Genomic DNA, 16,755 nt, shown 5'->3' with positions numbered 1-16,755 from the left:
CGACGACCGCCGTGGACCGCAAACGACCGCTCCCGGTCGGCACCATCACCCGCGGCACGACCGGCGTCAACCGCCTGCGCCGCAGCGACCGCTGGCTGACCCACGACGACTTGGTGACCGAGCGCCTGCGCGCGGCCGCCGATCCGCTGATCGTCGACCTCGGCTACGGCGCCGCGCCGTGGACGACGTTCGAACTGGCCGCGCGGCTGCGCACCGTGCGCCCCGATCTGCGGGTGGTCGGGCTCGAGATCGACCCCGCCAGGGTCGTCGAGGGTCGCGACGGTGTGCGCTTCGCCCGCGGCGGTTTCGAGTTGGCCGGACTGCGCCCGGTGCTGGTCCGCGCGTTCAACGTGCTGCGCCAGTACCCGGAGGACGCCGTCCCCGACGCGTGGTCGCGCATCCGGTCGAATCTCGCGCCCGGCGGTCTGCTCGTCGACGGCACCTGCGACGAACTCGGCCGCCGCTGCGCCTGGGTGCTGCTCGACCGGCACCGCCCGCTCTCGCTGACGCTGGCCTGGGACCCGTTCACCGTCGAGCGCCCGTCCGAAATCGCCGAGCGACTCCCGAAAGTGCTGATCCACCGCAATATTCCGGGCGAACCGGTGCACGCGCTGCTCACCGCGGCCGACCGCGCCTGGGATCGCTCGGCGGCGCTGGCCCCGTTCGGTCCGCGTATCCGCTGGCGCGGGGCCGCGGAGCTGTTGCGCGAGAGCGGTTTTCCGGTGCGCGCGTATCGCCGCCGGATGCGCGACTGCGTGCTGTCGGTGCCGTGGCAGGTGGTCGCGCCGAACGGCTGGTCAGACGCCGGTTAACGCCCGGCGCACCCGTGCGGCCGCACGCGGGGCGAGTTGCTGTCCGCCCCACCAGATCTCGTCGATGTCGCAGCGGTGGATGGCGACCGCGTCGGCGACCACCTCGTCCAGCGCCGACTGCGAGATCTCGGTCTCGGCCAGATCGAGCACGGTGCGCACCGGCGTGGTGACCAGGAACGGCCCGGCCGACTCGACATCGGGCCCGTCCAGTTTGCGCCGGGTCAGCACCAGCCGCGGCGTCACCGGCGGACGCCCCGCCGACACCGACAGGTGCAGGAACCGCGGCTGTAATCGGCCGATCCCGTGCAGCTCGGCAGCGCTCTGATACGACACCGCCGCGGCGCCGTCGAACCAGGCCGCCCACATCGCGTACTCGTCGAGCGGACCGGCCCGCCATTGCGCCAGCCGCATCATCCCGACACCGGCCCTGGTCACCGAGCCGTCCCCGAGCGCCGCTCTGACCTGCACCTCACACCCGGTCCGCAATACCTGACGGGTCGTGAAGAAGCCCGCGTGCCGACCGGCGAGCCGCCGTAGCACGCGCCACCGATGATCCGCCGTCCCCTGCACCCGGCGCACACCCTCGCCAGTCATGGATCCAGGCTACGCCCGCCGGAGTGTGCCAGGTCACACTTTGCTGCGAAGGCTTTCACGCCGTCCTCAGAGCAGACACAGAAAGTTCGGGAAGAATCCGATGCCATGACCACGCAGACACCCCAACACCCCAAGGTAGGTCGGCGCACGCTGGTGATCGCCTTGGTCGTGGTCGCCGCGCTGCTGGTGGCCGCGATCGTGGGCACCGAAGCCTATGCCCGCCACCAGATCTCGCGCTGCATCAGCAGCTCGTTCGAGCAGCAGATGGGGTCCACCATCGACGTGGGCTTCGGCCCGAAGCCGATGCTGCTCACCTACCTCGACGGCAAGGTCGGCTCGGTCACCATCGACAGCGAGGACAACGAGTTCGGTCCCGCGGTCGGGATGGTGGTGCACGCGGAGTTCGACGACATCGAGCTCACCGACCACGGCCGCGGCGGCGGCACCATCGGCGGTTCCTCGGCCGAGGTGACCTGGAACAACGACGGCATCCAGCAGACCCTCGGCGGCATGGTCAGCGGCGTGAGCTCCTCGCGCACCACCGGCGTGCTCACCCTCGACGTGATCGGCGGCCTGGCCCAGCTGCAGGTGCAGCCCATGGTGCGCAACGGCAATGTCGTGGTGGAGACCAAGTCGGCGCAGCTGCTCGGCATCGGCCTGCCCACCGACCTGGTGCAGGGCATCGTCGAGACCTTCACCCAGAGCCTGCAGAGCTACCCGCTCGGCCTGCGCGCGCAGGAGGTGCGGGTCACCGACGACGGCGTCACCGTGCACCTCGCGGGTGGCAAGACCACGCTCGAGAGCGCGCCCGACGGTCGGCAGGCCGACTTCACCTGCTGATGGCGCTAGCCGGGAAACCCGTCGAGCACCGCGGCGGACTTGGACAGCCCGAGCCGGGTGGCGCCCGCCGCGATCATCGCGGCCGCGTCCTCGGCGGTGCGGATGCCACCGCTGGCCTTGACGCCGAGGCGGCCGCCGACGGTCTCGGCCATCAGCCGGACCGCGTGCACGCTGGCCCCGCCCGCCGGGTGGAATCCGGTGGAGGTCTTCACGAAGTCGGCGCCGCCCTCCTCGGCGGCCCGGCACGCGCCGACGATCGCCTCGTCGGTGAGCGCGGCCGATTCGATGATCACCTTGAGCACGGCGCCGCGATCGGTGGTCGCCTCGCGCACCGTGATGACGTCGGTGAGCACGGCGTTGAAATCACCGGCCAGCGCGGCGCCCACATCGATGACCATGTCGACCTCGGCCGCGCCCTGCTCGACCGCGAAGCGCGCCTCGGCGCCCTTGACCAGCGAGTGGTGTTTGCCGGACGGGAAACCGGCGACGGTCGCGACGACCAGTCCCGGCGCCCGCACCGGCAGCATCGAGGGCGACACGCAGATCGCGTACACGCCGAGCGTGCGCGCCTCGGCGATCAGCTCCTGGACCTGGGCCGGTGTGGCTTCGGGGGCGAGCAGGGTGTGATCGATCATCGCGGCCACGTCGGCCCGGGTCAGCGGTGTCGAGACGGTCATGGTCTCGAGCATGACACACCGCAACACGGCCGCCGCCGCGCAGGCCGCCACGCGAACAGCGTTGCGCGGGTGTACCCGAATCCGGGAGACTTAAGCGTGGCGGTTTTCGACCGGCGCCGGCCGCCGAGGATACGGAGACGATTGTGCTGATCCGTCGAGAGACCCCAGCGGACGCCGCGGCCATCGCCGCCATTCACCGCGACGCCTTCACCCCCCACTACGCCGACGACCCGGCGATCACCGAACCACCCGAGGTAGCGCTCGTCGACGCGCTGCGCACCGACGAATCGTGGATGCCCACGCTGTCGCTGGTCGCGCTCGAGTACGACACCGTCGTCGGGCACCTGTGCCTCACCAGGGCGGGGATCGGCCCGTTCCCGGTGCTCGCGCTCGGCCCGCTCGGCGTCGATCCCGACCATCAGAAGACCGGGGTCGGTTCGGCGTTGATGCACGCCGCGCTCGGGGCCGCCGACGCGCTCGACGAATCGGTCGTCGGCCTGGTCGGCAATCCCGACTACTACACCCGCTTCGGGTTCGTGCCCGGCGCCCGGCTCGGCATCGTGCCGGACGAGGCCGACTGGACGGAGTTCTTCCAGGTCCGTCCGATGACGGCCTACGACCCGGCCGTCACCGGCGAGTTCCGCTACCCGGCGCCGTTCTACGACCTCTGAGCGGTTACTCGAAGACGACCGTGCGGCGGCCGTGCACGAGCACCCGGCCCTCCAGGTGCCAGCGCAGCCCGCGCGCCAGCACGACCCGCTCGATGTCGCGGCCCTGCCGCACCATGTCACGCACGTCGTCGGCGTGGTCGACGCGGATGACGTCCTGCTCGATGATCGGCCCCGCGTCCAGTTCGGCGGTGACGTAGTGACAGGTCGCGCCGATCAGCTTCACCCCGCGCGCGTAGGCCTGGTGGTACGGGCGCGCGCCGACGAACGACGGCAGGAAGCTGTGGTGGATGTTGATCGCCCGGCCCGCCCAGTGCGCGCACAGTTCGGCGGGCAGCACCTGCATGAAGCGGGCGAGGACGACGGCATGCGGATCGTGGGCGTCGACGAGATCGCGGACCTGCTCGAAGGCCGGGCCCCGCTCGGCCGGGTCCTTCGGAAACGGCACGTAGTGGAACTTCACGCCGTGCGCCTCGGTCATCCCGGCCAGGTCGGGGTGGTTGCCGATGACGGCCTCGATGGTGGCGGGCAGCTCGCCGGCGGCCGCGCGCCCGAGCAGGTCGTGCAGGCAGTGCCCGTCCTTGCTGACCAGCAGCACCGCCCGGCGCGGCGCCCCCGAGTCGTGCAGCTGCCAGTCGGTCTCGGGACCGAACTCGGCGGCCACCTCGGCGAAGCGGGCGCGCAGTTCGTCGATGCCGAACGGCACGGTCGCGGCCTTGACCGCCTGCCGGGTGAAGAACCAGCCGATGTCACCGTCGGAGTGGTAGCCGGCCTCTACGATCGAGCCGCCGAAATCGGCGATGAACGAGGAGATCCGGGCGATGATGCCCGGCCGGTCCGGGCAGCCCAGGGTCAGCACGAACCGGCGGTCATCCGAGGTCACAGGGGCAGAACTCATCCGCCCATCCTCGCAGGCGCTCAGCTCACCGCGTACACAGGCTCACGGACGGCGGCCATGACCTCGGCCAGTTCGGCGTTGAACAGGTCGTGGCGTTCGACGTTGCCCAGATGGCCGGTCGGCAGCACCTTGTGCCGGGCGAGGTTGCCGGCGCGGCGCAGCAGCTCGGCGAGGCGCTCGGCGTGCAGCGGCGGGGTGAGGTCGTCGCGGTCACCGGCCAGCACGGTGGTGGGCACCACGAGGTTGGCGGCGTCGTCGCCCAGGTGGAGTTCGGCCAGGACCAGGCCCCAGCGCGAGCGCGTCATCGCCGGACAACCACGGACCACCGAGAGCGCGTAGTCGAGGGTCGGGCGCGGGGTGTCCAGCGTCATCACCTGGCGGGCGAAGATCCAGCGCACGGGCTTGATCGGCGGGAACAGCACGGGGGTGCCGAGGATGATCCTGCCCAGCCAGTCCGGCGTCGGCAGGTGCTTGCCGCGCAGGATCCGCAGCGGCCGGTTCAGGCCGGGGACCATGGTCGACACCTCGACGAGCGAATGCGCGCCGGTGTTGGTGAGCACCACCGCGGCGGCCTGATCGGCCACGCGCTCGGAGAAACGACCGGCCCAGGAGATCAGCGTCATGCCGCCCATGCTGTGGCCGACGAGCACGGCCCGCTGACCGGGCAGCAGCACGGCGTCGAGGACGTCGGCCAGGTCGTCGGCGAGCAGGGCCGGGCTCGGCTTGGCGTAGCCGTTGGTGCTCTCACCGTGGCCGCGCTGGTCGTAGGCGACCACGCGGTACTCGCCGGCGAAGGCGTTGATCTGGGCGTTCCAGTACTCGATGGAGCAGGTCCAGCCGTGCACCAGCACCATGACCGGCGCGTCGACGGGCCCGTAGGCGTGCACTCGCAGCCGGGCGCCGTCGGCGGTGACCACGGGGATCACGTCCGCGGGCACGGTCGGCGGATCGAACGCCGCGACCCCGTGGGTTCGCGTCCGCAGATCGGCCCGGTGGGCCGCCAGGGTGGTCTTGACCACGAGGGACGCGGAATCGACCAGGTTCAGCAGAGCCGTCGGCAGCTTTGCACGCATCGGCACACTCCTTTGTGCTACTGCCAGATACAGTAACACCGCGTACCACTGAACCGCGAGGGATCCGCGCCGGAAATTCGGCGCGCGTCGTCACCAGCGCGGGCCGCGCTGCACCTCGTCGACCTTGGGACGCACATCCGCGAGGTACACACCCGTCGCGATGATCGCGATGAACGAGGTCAACATGCCGAAGCCGGCGATGCCGAGCAGCAGGAAGACCAGCGCGCCGGCGAGAATCGCCAGCCAGATCGGCTTGGTCATCTTGTCGACCGCCGTGAAGGCGTCCGCGCGCTGACGCACAGCGTGGATGAGCGCGAACACCGTCGCGCCGAAGGCCGCCACCCACAGGGCCAGCAGGATCAGCGACGTCAGACCGTTCACCATGTTCACTCCCCCATCATACGAACAGCGGCCCCGCTCACCAGTGGTGTGCGGGGCCGCTGTGCGCGGTGCTGCGTCAGGCCTTCTTGGGGGCGGCCTTCTTCGCGGGGGCCTTCTTGGCCGGCGCCTTCTTGGCGGCGGGGGCCTTGGCGGCCGGAGCCGGCGCGGGCTCCTCGGTGGTCACGGCGACGACCTCGGCATCGACGACAGCCGCGACCTCGTCGGCGACGGCCTCGGCCTCGGCCTTGCCACGGCCCAGCAGGTCGGTGACCTTGGCGAGGGCATCCTCGGCGCGGGCGGAGGCATCCTTGTACAGGCTCTCCACGCGACCGATCTGCTCGTCGACGGCCTGGTTGGCGCGCAGGCGGTCGACGGTCTCCTCACCGCGGACGGCGAGGTCGGCGTAGATGTCGAGGGCCTGGCGGTAGTACTGCTCGGCCAGCTTGCGCAGCTCTTCCGGGGTGAACTTCTCGCGCAGCTCGGCGAGGTCCTCGGGCAGCTCCGACGGCAGGCCGGCGATGCGCTCCCGGATGGTGTCGAACTGGGCCTGCACGTCGGCGGGCACGTTGGCGATGCGCTCGCGGGCCTCGTCGACGCGGGCCTGCACATCGGTGGTGGCGACGCGCTCGCGGACGTCGGCGACGACCTCGTTCACGGCGGTGTAGATGGCGTCACCGGCACCGACGGTGGCGAACAGCGGCTTGGTCACGGTAGCGGTCTTCTCGGTCATCAGTCTTCGTTCTCCTGGCGTGGCGGAGTGTCAGTTGTCGTGAACGAAACGTCGCTGTCCCGTTCGATCCCCCCTGAGCCGGTTTCTTCCCCGTTTTCCCGGCGAAACGACTCATAGATTTCCAGCAACACCTGTTTCTGCCGCTCGGTCACCGAAGTGTCCGCGAGCAGGGCGTCCCTGACCGGGCTGTGCGGGCGCTGCTCGAGATATCCGGCCCGCACATACAACACCTCCGAGGACACCCGCAGCGCCTTGGCGATCTGCGCGAGTACTTCGGCGGAGGGGTTACGCAATCCGCGTTCGATCTGGCTCAGGTACGGATTACTCACCCCCGCCAGTGCGGCGAGCTGACGTAAGGACACCTGCGCGGCTTCGCGCTGGGACCTGATGAACCCTCCGATGTCTTGTGCCGCGTGCGCTACACGTCCCTCGGGCTGGTCTGCCATCACTCACCTTCTGGCGGTTGTACGGTCAATACTAAATCAGGGTGCTAGCTATTGCAAGCACTCCTGTTAGCACAGGTTCGGCTAACAGTTCGGCTCAGTGGAACAGCAACTGCGAGATCGTGTAGATGGCCAGGCCGGCCAGCGCGCCGACGACCGTGCCGTTGATCCTGATGAACTGCAGATCCCGGCCGACCTGCAGTTCGATCTTGCGACTCGCCTCGTCGGCGTCCCAGCGCGCGACGGTGTCGGTCACCAGGGTCGTGATCTCGGCCGAGTAGTTACCGACCAGATAGCGGGCGCCGCGGTCGATCCAGCCGTCCACCTTGCCGCGCATGGCCGGGTCGTCGCGCAAGCGTTCACCGAGCTGCTGCACATTCTCGGCCACCTTGCGGCGCAACGTGGAATCGGGGTCGTCGGCCGATTCCAGAATCAGCCGCTTGGCCGCGCGCCAGGTCGCCTCGGCCATGCCGGTGATCTGCTCGCGGCCCATGATCTCGGCCTTGACCTTCTCCGCCTTGGCGATCATCGCGTCGTCGTGCTGCAGATCGTCGGCGAAATCCTGGAGGAAGCGATCGGCGGCCTTGCGGAGTTCGTGATCGGGATTCGACCGCACCTTCCAGGTGAATTCGACCAGTTCCCGGTAGATCCGCTCGGACAGCAGCGTGTTGACGAATTTCGGCGCCCACTGCGGCGCGTCGCGCAGCACGATCCGATCGATCGTCGCCTGCGAACCCAGCGCCCACTGATGCGCGCGCTCGGCCAGCAGGTCGATCAGCGGCAGCTGGCGATTGTCGGCGATCATCTCCGAGAGCACCCGCCCGAGCGGCGGACCCCACAGCGGTTCGGCGATCCGCTTGACGATCGTGTTGTCGATGATCTGCTCGACGTCCTCGTCGCGCAGCACGCCGACCACCGCGGTCAGGATCGTCGCGCTTTCCTGGGCCACCCGCGCCGCGTGGCCCGGATCGGCCATCCAGCGCCCGACCCGCAGCGAGATCTGCGCGGAGTCCAGCCGGGCCGACACCACGTCCGGCGCGAGGAAGTTGGTCCCCACGAAGGCGCCCAGGCTCGACCCGAGCTGGTCCTTCTTCTTGCGGATGATCGCGGTGTGCGGGATCGGCAGGCCCAGCGGGTGCTTGAACAGCGCGGTCACCGCGAACCAGTCGGCCAGCGCGCCGACCATGCCCGCCTCGGAGGCGGCCCGCACGTAGCCGACCCACTCGCCGCCGGAGCCGCGCGATTCGAGCCAACGGCAGAACAGGTACACCGCGCTGGCCACCAGCAGGAATCCGGTGGCCAGCGCTTTCATCTTGAAGAGGTCACGTTTCTTGCCGGCCTCGTCGGTCATGACCGCGAAACCCGCTGGTTGCGCGGCGGGCTCGGTGCGCGGCGTGAGAACCGCCGTGTTGCCGGGAGCTTTCTCCATAGCCCCCATTCTGCTGTGCGCGCGGCGAGCGCGCCGCCGCCAACCCGCGTGGCGCCCGCCCCGACGCCGCAAAACCGCCCGGTTCGTCTTACGCGCGGGTAAGCACCGAGGTGTGGTAAATGCCGCAACGTCGACCAAACGAGCGCCACCCCACACCGGCGCGCCTAAGCTGTAGAACCAGAGACGCCACTATCGATCACAAGGGGGCTGTTCTGTCCACCGAAGACCTTGTCGAGATCGGCGAGCAGACGGGCCGCGCCGCCACCGTGCGCGGCGGCGGTCCTGTCGACGGCCGCAAACGGCGGTGGCGACAGCACAAGATCGACCGGCGCGAAGAGCTGGTCGACGGCACGCTCAACGCCATCCGCGCGCGCGGCAGCCAGGCGGGCATGGACGAGATCGCCACCGAGATCGGCGTGTCCAAGACCGTGCTGTACCGCTACTTCGCCGACAAGAACGACCTCGTGCACGCCACCATGCAGCGGTTCATCGAGACCACGCTGCTGCCGCGCGTGTACGGCGCGATCAACCTCGACGCCGACGAGTACCAGCTGGTGCGCGCCGCGATGACCGAGTACGTCGGCACCGTCGACGACGACCCCGAGGTCTACCGGTTCATCATGAGCAACTCCGCGGGCGACAAGTCCTCGCTGGCGGAGTTCGAACGGCTCTTCGCCGAGGTGGTCACGGCCGTGCTCGTCGACCGGGCCGGCGCCAAGGGCGTGCGCACCGACGGCGCGATGCTGTGGTCGTATGTGCTGGTCGGCGGCATCCAGCTGGCCACGCACTGGTGGACGACCACCGAGAAGGCGATGCCGCGCCAGGACGTCATCGACTACCTGACGATGATGGCGTGGTCGGCGATCGAGGGTGTCGCCAGGGCGGGCGGGTCGCCCGAGTACTTCACCTCGCAGAGCCACCAGCTGCCCGAGATTCCCGTCCAGCCCTCCTGACCGGGCGATCCTCGCGATCGCCGGAGCCGGGCTCGACATCGCCGCCCGGTTCGTTACGCTGAACCGAGCGGGGCGCTGTGGCTTGCGTCACCGCGGGTGGTCGCGTGCGCTTCGTGTCGTCGGCGGCCACCCTGCGCGTCGGCACCAATGGAGGTACCTCGATGGCGAAAAACGTGCCGACATCCCGGCTTGCCCGCGGGACGAAGCTGGGGGCGGTAGCGGCGAGCTCGGTGATCCGCTCGAAGAAGACCAGACTGTCCATGCGCGGCCGCTCGGAAGCCGTGCGCGCCAGAATGGCCGAGGAGTCGATGATCCGCACCACCGAGCAGGTGGTCATGGTGCTGGGCACCATGAAGGGCGTGGCCATGAAGCTCGGCCAGATGATGTCGGTGCTCGACCTGGATCTGGTGCCGCCGGACCATCGCGACCGGTTCCAGCAGCGGCTGGCCGTGCTGCGCAACGCCGCGCCGACCGTCTCGTTCGACGCGATGCGCGCGGTCGTCGAGGAGGACTTCGGCCGTCCGCTGACCGAGGTGTTCGCCGAATTCGACCCCGAGCCGATCGCGGCGGCCTCGATCGGCCAGGTCTACCGGGCCACCCTGCCCGACGGCAGGGCCGTCGCGGTGAAGGTCCAGTACCCCGGCGTCGACGCCGCGGTACGCGCCGACCTGAAGAACCTGACCATGTTCCGCCGGGTGCTGGCCTCGGCCATGCCGTGGATCACCCCGGCGGTGCTCGACGAGCTGAAACTGAACATGGAGGCCGAACTCGACTACGTGGCCGAGGCGGTCACCCAGTCCGAGATCGCGCACCTCTACCGCGACCACCCGTTCATCGTGGTGCCCGACGCGGTGCGCGAGCTCTCGACCACCCGCGTACTGGTCAGCGAGTTCATCGAGGGCACCGGCTTCGACGAGATCCGGAATCTGCCCGCCGCCGAACGCGACCGGGTCGGCGAGATCATCTACCGCTTCTACGTCGGCTCGCTGTTCACCTTCAACGAGTTCTGCGGCGACCCGCATCCGGGCAATGTGCTGCTGGCCCGCGACGGCCGGGTGGCCTTCCTCGACTTCGGCCTGTTCAACCGCATGGACCCCAAACTCGTGCACTTCGAGATCCTCTGCCTGCGCGCCGCCGCCGAGGACCGCGCGGAAGACCTGCGGCAGTTGATGATCGAGCGCGGCGTGATCGATTCGCCGGACGAGATCGGCGCCGAGGAATGTCTCGAGTACGTACTCGCCGCCTCCGAATGGTGTCTGGTCGACGAGGAACTGACCATCACCCCCGAACTCGCCAGCGGCGCGTTCCTGCTGGCCGTTGACCCCAGGGCCAGCGAGTTCACCGGCATGAAGCAGCAGAATCTGCCGCCGGAGCACCTGTTCTCCCGCCGGGCCGACTTCCTCACCTTCGGCATGCTCGGCCAGCTCGACAGCACCAACAACTGGCACCTGATCGCCCGGGAATGGCTCTACGACGAGCCCCCGGTCACTGAACTCGGTCTGGCCCACCGTGATTGGCTCACCACCCACCCGCCGAAACCGACGAAGAAGCCGCGCGCCCGCAAGGCGAGCACTCGATGAAAGGCGCCCCTGTGCCGCAGCACCGCGAGTTCGACCTGATCCTGTTCGGCGCGACGGGATTCGTCGGCAAACTCACCGCCGAATACCTGCTCACCGCCGCCCCCGCCGACGCGCGGATCGCGCTGGCGGGCCGCTCGGCCGACAAGCTCGCCGCCGTGCGCGCCGAACTCGGCCCCGCCGCGGCGAATTGGGAACTGGTCGTCGCCGATTCGACCGATCCGGCCTCGCTCGCCGCGATGGCCGAGCGAACCAAGGTCGTGGTGACCACGGTCGGCCCGTACCTGCGCTACGGCATGCCGCTGCTCGGCGCGTGCGCCGCCGCGGGCACCCACTACGCCGACCTCACCGGTGAGCCGCTGTTCATCCACGACGCCATCGAGCAGTTCGAGCGGGTCGCCGTCGACTCCGGTGCCAAGATCGTGAATTCCTGTGGCTACGACTCGATTCCGTCGGATCTGAGCGTCTACGAGATCTACCGCGCGAGCGTCGCCGACGACACCGGCGAGCTGGAGGACACCACGCTGGTCGCCTACCTCAAGGGCGGAATGAGCGGCGGCACCATCGATTCCGGCCGCGCCATGATGGAGGACATCGCCGCCGATTCCGGCCGCGGCAAGATCCTCGCGCACCCGTACTCGCTGAGCCCCGATCGCTCGATGGAGCCCGACGTCGGCCGCCAGTCCGACCAGGCGCTGGCCCGCGCCGACAGCATCGACCCGAGCCTCAACGGCTGGGTCACCACGTTCATCATGGCCTCGCACAACACCAAGGTCGTGCGCCGCACCAACGGCCTGCTCGGCTGGGCTTACGGCAAGCAGTTCCGCTACCGCGAGGTCATGAACGCGGGCAACTCGGCGGCGGCGCCGCTGGTGGCGGCCGGGATCGCGGGCGGCATCGTGGCGGGCATGGCCTCGGGCGCGGTGCTCTCGCGCGTCTCGTTCGGGCGCAAGCTGCTCGACCGCATCCTGCCCAAGCCGGGCACCGGGCCCAGCGAGAAGGCGCGCCTCAGCGGCTGGTTCACCATGAAGACCTTCGCCCGCACCAGCTCCGGCGCCAAGTACCAGGCCACCTTCTCCGGCACCGGCGACCCCGGCTACCAGGCCACCGCCGTCCTGCTCGGCCAGGCCGGTTTGAGCCTGGCCTTCGACGAACTCCCGCCGCGCGCGGGCATTCTCACCCCCGCCTCGGCCATGGGCGAGGCGCTCACCGAGCGGCTGCGCGGCGCGGGCATGACGATCGAGGTCGCACGGCAGTGAACCTGGCCCGCAGGACCATGAACGCGCCCGCGCTGGCCGCGGTCTACGAGCACGCGTGGCGGCCCACGCTGTTCTACCTGGCCAGCGGCCGCACCACCGGCAGCGATCGCCGCGAGGCCGTGGACACGCTGCGGCTCAGCGGTAGCAAGAAGGTGCTCGATCTGGCCTGCGGCCCCGGCAATTTCACCCGGTACCTGAGCGAGTTCCTCGCCGGTGACGGCTTCGTCACCGGGCTGGACTACTCCGAGCCGATGCTGGCCAAGGCCGCCGCCGACAACGCGGGCCCGCGGGTCGGCTACGTCCGCGGTGACGCGCGGATGCTGCCCTTCGCCGACGGAACTTTCGACGCCGTCTGCTGTTTCGGCGCGCTGTACCTGATCCCCGATCCGATCGCGGCCACCCGCGAGATGATCCGGGTGCTCGCGCCGGGCGGCCGGATCGCGATCACCACCAGCTTTCGCGAGGACAACCTGTTCGGCCGGGCCAGCACCGTGGCCGCGGGTCTGAGCGGGCTGCGGCTGTTCGGTCGCGACACCTTCCCGCGTCTGTTCGCCGAGGCCGGGCTGGTCGAAATCGACCAGCGCGTGCACCGTTTCATGCAGTACGTCGACGCCACCCGGCCCGCCTGACCGGTCAGGACGCGGATCGGGCGACATCGGGCGCGGCCTGACCGGTCGCGCGATTGCCCGACGGTAGCCTCGCCGCATGGACACGCTGAACTCGGTCGTCGTCGATGGCAACGACGTGTTCTGGAACTGGCTGCTGATCCCCCTGGTGATCGCGGCCGGGCTGTACTTCACCGTGCGCAGCGGCGTGGTGCAGTTGCGGATGCTGCCGGAGATGCTGCGGGTGGTCGCCGAGAAGGGACAGCCCGCCGCCGACGGCAAGAAGTCGGTGTCGGCGTTCGGCGCGTTCAGCATCTCGGCGGCGGCGCGGGTGGGCACCGGCAATATCGCCGGCGTCGCCACCGCGATCAGCGTCGGCGGGCCGGGCGCGGTGTTCTGGATGTGGGCGATGGCGACCCTCGGCGCGGCCTCGGCCTTCGTCGAATCCACCCTCGCCCAGCTGTACAAGCGGCCCGAGCACGAGCCGGGCACCTTCCGCGGCGGCCCCGCCTACTACATGCAGTACGGGCTGCGGCGGCGCTGGCAGGGCATGATCTTCGCGGTCATCATCACGGTGACCTTCGGTTTCGTGTTCAACGCCGTGCAATCCAACACCATCGTGGCCACCACCAGGGCCTCATTGCCGGACCTCGACGGCGACTGGTTCCCCGTGGCTGTCGGGCTCGCGCTGATCGCCCTGCTCGGGGTGGTGATCTTCGGCGGAGTGCGCCGGATCAGCCACATCACCGAGGTGCTCGTACCGGTCATGGCGATCGTGTATCTGTTGCTCGGCATCGCGGTGGTGGTGCTCAACATCGACGATCTGCCGCGGGTGATCGCCGATATCGTCGGCGGCGCGTTCGGCCTGCGCGAGGTGGTCGGCGGTGGCGTCGGCGTCGCGATCGCGCAGGGCATCCGGCGCGGCATGTTCTCCAACGAAGCCGGTCTCGGTTCCTCGCCGAACGCGGCGGCCGCGGCCGACGTCTCGCATCCGGTGAAGCAAGGGCTCGTGCAGTCGCTGGGCGTCTACTTCGACACCCTGCTGATCTGCTCGATCACCGCGTTCATCATCCTGACCAGCGACCCCGACCTGTCGGAGCGGCGCAGCGCCGACCTCACTCAGAGCGCGCTGCAGACCAGCCTCGGCGGCTGGGCCGGACACGTGCTGACCGCGGTGGTGTTCCTGCTCGCGTTCAGCTCGATGATCGGCAACTTCTACTACGGCCGGGCCAATATCGAGTTCATCACCGACCGGCCGGAGGTGCTCACGGCCTTCCGGGTGGCGGTGCTGGTGGCCGTGTTCGGCGGGGCGCTCGGCTCGGTGAGCCTGATCTGGAACCTGGCCGATGTGTTCATGGGCGTGATGGCGCTGGTCAACCTGGCCGCGATCATCCCGCTCGGCGTCGTCGCGTTCCGGCTGCTGGCCGACTACCGCGCGCAGCAGGCCGCGGGCGCCGATCCGGTGTACGTGCACCGGCCCGAGATCGCCGACCCGGCCGGCGTCGCCTGCTGGCAGGCAACGATTGCGTCGAGCTTGCCGGTCGATCGCGCGCAGTAGTGGTAGGCATGGGAAATGGCGAAACACTGGGCCGAACCCGTCACCACCGCGTTGCGGGCCGACGGCCAGCGGATCATCGATCTCGACACCTCGGCGACGCCGGGGTTCATCGGTGACAAGCAGCGCGGCAAGACGCTGCTGACCGAGCGTGGCATCGTGCTGTCGGATCTGCAGGAGAAGCTGTTCGCGCACGGTCGCACGGGCGGTAAGCACAGTGTGTTGCTGGTATTGCAGGGCATGGACACCGCGGGCAAGGGCGGCATCGTGCGCCACGTGATCGGTTCGGTCGATCCGCAGGGGGTCGACCACGCGTCCTTCGGCGTCCCGACCGAGGAGGAGAAGCAGCACGATTTCCTCTGGCGCATCCGCAAGCGCCTGCCCGCGCACGGCCAGATCGGCGTGTTCGACCGCTCGCACTACGAGGACGTGCTGGTCGTGCGAGTGCACGAGCTCGTGCCGCAGTCGGAATGGGAACAGCGCTACGACCTGATCAACGCCTTCGAACGTGAGGTGGCCGACACCGGCACCACGATCGTGAAGGTCGCCATGTTCGTCTCCCTCGACGAACAGAAACGCCGACTGCGCGAGCGGCTCGAGCGCCCCGACAAGTACTGGAAGTTCAACCCCGCCGACATCACCGAGCGCGGCTTCTGGCCCGACTACCAGAAGGCCTATCAGACCATTCTGGAACGCACCAACACCGACTACGCGCCGTGGTACGTGCTGCCCGCGGACCACAAGTGGTACGCGCGCCTGGCGGTGACCGAGTTGTTGATCGACGCGCTGACCGGACTGGACCTGGACTGGCCGCCCGCCGATTTCGATGTCGCCGAGCAGCTGCGCAGGCTCGAGGAGTCCTGACCGGATCGTTGAAGAAACTCTCAGGTTCGGCCCGCATGATGTCCCCGGTGGGGAGACCACGAACGAAAGGCGTGTGACAACGGTGAGCACGGGCAAGCAGAATCCGCTGGCGGCGGCCGAAGCAGCCGACAGGAAGCGCAAGATCGCGATCCAGGTCGGCGTCGCCGCCGTCCTGGTGGCCCTGGTCGCGGCGATCGGCATCGGCATCGCCGTCAAGAAGTCGGGCTCCGATTCCGAGAACACCGCCACGTCCGCGGCCCAGCTGCCCGCGACCGGCGGCTCGGTGACCGAGTCCGGCGCGGTCCGCATCGGCAATCCGGACGCCAAGGTGAAGGTCCGCGTCGTCGCCGACCTGCAGTGCCCGGCCTGCAAGCAGTTCGAGGCCGCCAACGGTGAGGCGCTGGCCGAGGCCGCCGCCAACGGCACCGCCGTGATCGAGTACCAGATCATCTCCTTCCTCGATCGCGCGTCCTCGACCCAGTACTCCTCGCGCGCGGCCAACGCCTCGTTCTGCGTGGCGAAGTCGGACCCGAGCAAATACCAGGGCTGGCTGCAGACCATGTTCGCCAAGCAGCCCGCCGAGGGCACCGCGGGTCTGAGCAACGAGCAGCTGGTCCAGATCGCGACCGAGGCCGGCTACACCGATCCCGCGGTGGCCACCTGCATCAACGACAAGCCGTACAACGACTACATCACCCAGGTCACCCAGCAGACCCTGAGCAGTGGCGTGAAGTCGACGCCGTCGGTGTTCATCAACGGCGAGCTCAACCAGTCCGACGCCATCTTCACCGAGAACGGCCTGGCGTCCGTGATCGCCGACGCGGCCAAGTGATCACCGCCCCCGCCCGCTCGGCGTGGCTGCTGCTGATCGCCGGGCTGGCGGGGTGGCTGGCGTCGTTCACGCTGACCGTCGAACGTTTCAAACTGTTCGTCGACCCGAATTACGTCACCTCGTGCAGCATCAACTCGGTGCTCTCGTGCGGGTCGATCATGAAGACCGATCAGGCCGCGGTCTTCGGTTTCCCGAACCCGCTGTTCGGCATCGTCGGTTTCTCGGTGGTGGTGACCCTCGGCGTCCTCGCCGTCGTCGGCGTCGGCTTCCCCCGCTGGATCTGGGGCGGCCTGTGGCTCGGCACCGTCCTCGGCGTCGCCGCCATCTGCTGGCTCATCTTCCAGAGCCTCTACCGCATCAACGCCCTGTGCCCGTACTGCATGGTCGTCTGGGCGGTCACTCCCCTGCTGTTCGCCGTCACGACCCAGGAGACCTGGGGCCGCTCCCGCGGCATCATGGCCATCCTCGCCGAATGGCGCTGGACCCTGGTCGTCGTCTTCTACGCCGTCGTCCTGCTCCTCGTCTTCCTGAAGTTCCAGGACTACTGGCTGAGCCTGGTGTGAGC

At 69.3% G+C, this 16,755-nt stretch carries 19 protein-coding genes; 11 read left to right on the top strand and 8 right to left on the bottom strand.

Annotated elements, in window-relative coordinates; translation table 11 throughout:
* Positions 1-11 precede the first annotated feature (11 nt).
* Positions 12-812 (top strand): class I SAM-dependent methyltransferase, encoded by an 801-nt coding sequence (locus tag ACIO52_RS01040; protein WP_316576222.1) that lies wholly within the window; start codon positions 12-14, stop codon positions 810-812.
* Here ACIO52_RS01040 and ACIO52_RS01035 read toward each other — a convergent pair.
* Entirely contained in the window at positions 798-1,406 is a 609-nt protein-coding gene (locus ACIO52_RS01035) for a hypothetical protein (protein ID WP_218722013.1), read from the bottom strand. The two genes, ACIO52_RS01040 and ACIO52_RS01035, sit on opposite strands and share 15 nt — an antisense overlap.
* Positions 1,407-1,511: 105 nt before the next feature.
* On the opposite strand from ACIO52_RS01035, the gene ACIO52_RS01030 reads away from it, so the two are divergent.
* Positions 1,512-2,246, top strand: coding sequence for a DUF2993 domain-containing protein (locus ACIO52_RS01030; protein ID WP_402640575.1), 735 nt, complete (start codon positions 1,512-1,514; stop codon positions 2,244-2,246).
* 5 nt (positions 2,247-2,251) lie between these two features.
* Here the strand turns inward: ACIO52_RS01030 and deoC are convergent, their stop codons facing one another.
* Positions 2,252-2,923 carry a deoxyribose-phosphate aldolase gene (gene deoC / locus ACIO52_RS01025; RefSeq protein WP_255588735.1) on the bottom strand — a complete coding sequence of 224 codons (672 nt, stop codon included), beginning with the start codon at positions 2,921-2,923 and terminating at the stop codon, positions 2,252-2,254.
* 143 nt (positions 2,924-3,066) lie between these two features.
* Between deoC and ACIO52_RS01020 the strand changes: the two genes are divergently transcribed.
* On the top strand, positions 3,067-3,594 hold the full coding sequence (locus tag ACIO52_RS01020) for a GNAT family N-acetyltransferase (protein WP_218722016.1): 528 nt from the start codon (positions 3,067-3,069) through the stop codon (positions 3,592-3,594).
* Between the two features lie 4 nt (positions 3,595-3,598).
* Here the strand turns inward: ACIO52_RS01020 and purU are convergent, their stop codons facing one another.
* The 6 genes from purU to ACIO52_RS00990 form a co-directional block, all read right to left on the bottom strand.
* Entirely contained in the window at positions 3,599-4,489 is an 891-nt protein-coding gene (gene purU / locus ACIO52_RS01015; protein WP_218722017.1) for a formyltetrahydrofolate deformylase, read from the bottom strand.
* A gap of 20 nt (positions 4,490-4,509) precedes the next feature.
* Positions 4,510-5,562, bottom strand: coding sequence for an alpha/beta hydrolase (locus ACIO52_RS01010; protein WP_316576223.1), 1,053 nt, complete (start codon positions 5,560-5,562; stop codon positions 4,510-4,512).
* Between the two features lie 90 nt (positions 5,563-5,652).
* Positions 5,653-5,946, bottom strand: a complete 294-nt coding sequence (locus tag ACIO52_RS01005; protein WP_342800085.1) for a DUF2516 family protein — start codon at positions 5,944-5,946, stop codon at positions 5,653-5,655.
* 73 nt (positions 5,947-6,019) lie between these two features.
* Positions 6,020-6,673 (bottom strand): heparin-binding hemagglutinin, encoded by a 654-nt coding sequence (locus ACIO52_RS01000; RefSeq protein ID WP_305082669.1) that lies wholly within the window; start codon positions 6,671-6,673, stop codon positions 6,020-6,022.
* The gene (locus ACIO52_RS00995; RefSeq protein ID WP_071932013.1) at positions 6,673-7,119 is read right to left on the bottom strand and encodes a helix-turn-helix domain-containing protein; all 447 of its coding nucleotides are present in this window, start codon (positions 7,117-7,119) and stop codon (positions 6,673-6,675) included. The genes ACIO52_RS01000 and ACIO52_RS00995 overlap by 1 nt, the downstream gene beginning before the upstream one ends.
* 94 nt (positions 7,120-7,213) lie before the next feature.
* Positions 7,214-8,545: a DUF445 domain-containing protein gene (locus tag ACIO52_RS00990; RefSeq protein ID WP_402640569.1), complete on the bottom strand. Its 1,332-nt coding sequence runs from the start codon at positions 8,543-8,545 to the stop codon at positions 7,214-7,216.
* 266 nt (positions 8,546-8,811) lie between these two features.
* Here ACIO52_RS00990 and ACIO52_RS00985 point away from each other — a divergent pair, with 266 nt between their 5' ends.
* The 8 genes from ACIO52_RS00985 to ACIO52_RS00950 all read left to right on the top strand — a co-directional run bounded on the left by ACIO52_RS00985 (position 8,812) and on the right by ACIO52_RS00950 (position 16,753).
* Positions 8,812-9,498 carry a TetR/AcrR family transcriptional regulator gene (locus ACIO52_RS00985; protein WP_308248706.1) on the top strand — a complete coding sequence of 229 codons (687 nt, stop codon included), beginning with the start codon at positions 8,812-8,814 and terminating at the stop codon, positions 9,496-9,498.
* A gap of 161 nt (positions 9,499-9,659) precedes the next feature.
* Positions 9,660-11,078 carry an AarF/ABC1/UbiB kinase family protein gene (locus ACIO52_RS00980; protein ID WP_218722020.1) on the top strand — a complete coding sequence of 473 codons (1,419 nt, stop codon included), beginning with the start codon at positions 9,660-9,662 and terminating at the stop codon, positions 11,076-11,078.
* Complete coding sequence (locus tag ACIO52_RS00975) at positions 11,075-12,334, top strand: trans-acting enoyl reductase family protein (protein WP_218722021.1); 1,260 nt, start codon at positions 11,075-11,077, stop codon at positions 12,332-12,334. Before ACIO52_RS00980 ends, ACIO52_RS00975 begins: the two co-directional genes overlap by 4 nt.
* Positions 12,331-12,963, top strand: a complete 633-nt coding sequence (locus tag ACIO52_RS00970; protein WP_218722022.1) for a class I SAM-dependent methyltransferase — start codon at positions 12,331-12,333, stop codon at positions 12,961-12,963. The genes ACIO52_RS00975 and ACIO52_RS00970 overlap by 4 nt, the downstream gene beginning before the upstream one ends.
* 76 nt (positions 12,964-13,039) lie before the next feature.
* On the top strand, positions 13,040-14,497 hold the full coding sequence (locus ACIO52_RS00965) for an alanine/glycine:cation symporter family protein (protein ID WP_316576225.1): 1,458 nt from the start codon (positions 13,040-13,042) through the stop codon (positions 14,495-14,497).
* A 15-nt stretch (positions 14,498-14,512) separates the two neighbouring features.
* Positions 14,513-15,358, top strand: a complete 846-nt coding sequence (locus tag ACIO52_RS00960; RefSeq protein ID WP_218722024.1) for a PPK2 family polyphosphate kinase — start codon at positions 14,513-14,515, stop codon at positions 15,356-15,358.
* Positions 15,359-15,431: 73 nt separating this feature from the next.
* Positions 15,432-16,190: a thioredoxin domain-containing protein gene (locus ACIO52_RS00955; RefSeq protein ID WP_218722025.1), complete on the top strand. Its 759-nt coding sequence runs from the start codon at positions 15,432-15,434 to the stop codon at positions 16,188-16,190.
* Positions 16,187-16,753 (top strand): vitamin K epoxide reductase family protein, encoded by a 567-nt coding sequence (locus tag ACIO52_RS00950; RefSeq protein WP_218722026.1) that lies wholly within the window; start codon positions 16,187-16,189, stop codon positions 16,751-16,753. The genes ACIO52_RS00955 and ACIO52_RS00950 overlap by 4 nt, the downstream gene beginning before the upstream one ends.
* The last annotated feature ends 2 nt before the right edge of the window (positions 16,754-16,755 follow it).

The organism is Nocardia sp. NPDC087230 (genome assembly GCF_044744725.1).
Classification (GTDB): domain Bacteria; phylum Actinomycetota; class Actinomycetes; order Mycobacteriales; family Mycobacteriaceae; genus Nocardia; species Nocardia canadensis.
Note: the sequence above shows the minus strand (reverse complement) of the source record. Positions and strands in the feature narration are given on the sequence as shown.